Source organism: Arthrospira sp. PCC 8006 (genome assembly GCF_046480465.1).
Taxonomy (GTDB): Bacteria; Cyanobacteriota; Cyanobacteriia; order Cyanobacteriales; family Microcoleaceae; genus Limnospira; species Limnospira platensis.
Genome location: NZ_PKGG01000400.1, coordinates 1 through 2,264 on the forward strand (window position 1 = coordinate 1; position 2,264 = coordinate 2,264).

Below are 2,264 nucleotides of genomic sequence, written 5' to 3' on the forward strand. Positions count from 1 at the left end.
AAAAACCATCTGGGTCTGGACAGTTGTGAATACCAAACTGCCTGGAATTCTGAAGTTTGTCATAGGCGACCGCTCCTTGCTGGCTTTTACCACATTATGGCACATGATTCAGGGCTGGGCTTGTTTTCTATATATTACGGACGGATACAAAGTTTATCCTTGCTTAATTGAGGATTGCAATCATCTAGTCAGCAAAACGGCTATGACAAGAGTAGAAGGAGAAAACTGCCGTCTGAGGCACTATTTAGCCAGGCTACATCGCAAAACTTTGTGTTATTCCAAGTCCACTGAGATGTTGTACAAATCAATTCGCTTACTTATCTATTATTTGAAGCATGGACAACTTCCTCCGTTCTCTTCATCATTCCTCACTGTGCAATACCCACAATCTAGTCCTAGCACCGGAAAATCATTCTGTCAATAGGATGATTACTCAGTCAATAAGCACAACTTAATCAATCTGTCAAATACCCATATCACCCCCCTAAACCCGACAAGTGATAGGGTAGTTCCCTTGTGATACCCGTCAATGGCAAGCCTATCGGTTCCTAACGTCACCATTGACTGCTATCACATCGGTCACTTCCCCAATAGTGCTTGTTCCGGTTATGGGGGGAGGGTATGATTCCAAGCCAACACGATAGCCGTAGGTGGGGGGTAACCCGCTAGGGAATCAACGTACAAAGATATCAGACCGCCTTTCAGTATCAACATAGGAAAGTATGGTGGCGATCGCCTATCCGGTTATCTATGGGTTCAATTCATAATCTCCGGTGAGGGGAAAGTATGGGCTATCATCCGGCTCCAACCCGATACCCCTAAACAACTTTTCAACTGGTGACAATTACCGGGATGGGAATCGATACCCACATAATTCTCAGCAAGTCTCCAATCTTTGATGGTAATCATCACGTCCAACAGTCACTACCAACATAATCGCCTTACCCAAAAATCTTAGTCGTAGGTTGTAGGTAAAGCTATCTGTTAGGGGTAAAGTAGTTCTGGTTAATATCTGGACATGATAGGGTAGGCATTCATATAAACCCGTTTACTGTCTAGTATTTACTAGACAGTAAATAGTTTCCTAACCGGAAATATTGTCTATTTATTTTGTATTTACTGTCTAGTATTTACTGTCTTGTGCTATATATACCGAAATATGTGCGAGACGTTTAGGAGTGAAATAGGGCTGCAATGCTCGAAATAACCTCCTAGAGGGGAATCAACTGATTCAACCCAGTTACCCCTTAACTGTTTATATGTTCCAACGCTCGGGCTTAAAACGAGCAAGGCAGGAAACTCAAGGTCAATCCCATTTTAAGAAATCGCAAAATTTACCGTCCAGGTGAACTTAGGAGGAGTAAAATCCACTTGGGGCGATTATGGGAAAGAGTAAAGGCGATAGCCACCCCCAGTTTTGGGAATCACAAACCCAGGATTGAAGCGGGGAACGGAAGGCGTGAAGTAGAACCTACTACCAGATGCGACCACTGCCAACCATCCATGATTAGGGAAACCGAATGTTCGGCTTGAACCATCGTTATAAATAAGCAGCGAAATAGGTTTGATACGCTGCGCCCAAAAGGGTAAGGGGAAAAGTAGGAGTTTGTATTTACTACCTACACAGACCTTTTTAAGTACCCCGGTGGATAGAACAAATCTAAAGATGGAATGCCCATATAAACGGAACGTTTAAACCCCTGTTAGGCTCTCAGTAGTGTTGTGTCTATTGAGTAGTGAAAAGTGTAAGCGTATGCCTATAAGGGGAAAGGATGTGACTGAAAGCCAATGCCTAACTGTAATGGTTGGGATATGCCCACTAGTCACGGTGTGGATATAGAGACTGCGATAAGTAGGAGTGTTATGACGAAAGCGAGAGTAATGGAGAAATCCATGAGACTACGTGTTGTATATAGCTCCCAAAGTTGAAGTCACAAAGCAGGGGGTTGTAACCCTGTTCCTATTGACAATAGGGTGTCCACATCAGGAGCCGTGTGATGTGAAAGTATCAAGCACGGTTTGGAATTGGAGTTGGGGAAGGCGACTTCCCTTTCGACCATAACATACACGCACCCCCTACAGTCCAGCAATTCTCATTTTGGCGAAAACCTGTTCAAGTCCCCAGCATCCCTGTATCGTAATGACATCTAAGAAACCCAGGAGCGCCAGAGCCGTTGAAAAAGCCAGGTGGCTTTGAGACTCTAGTCGGTTCTTTCCGCCAGTGCTTGTCATCGCTACCGGACAAGCGCCGGGGTAAAAATCGC

General features: G+C 44.5%; 1 protein-coding gene and 1 pseudogene. One reads left to right on the top strand and one right to left on the bottom strand.

The window, feature by feature from the left end; all coding sequences use genetic code 11:
- Window positions 1-358 (top strand): annotated as a pseudogene (locus tag B9T16_RS27950) (IS1 family transposase); the annotation flags it as partial.
- Window positions 359-2,076: 1,718 nt separating this feature from the next.
- Here the strand turns inward: B9T16_RS27950 and B9T16_RS27955 are convergent.
- The coding region (locus tag B9T16_RS27955) for a hypothetical protein (protein ID WP_410246308.1) at window positions 2,077-2,264 on the bottom strand (188 nt) is incomplete at its 5' end.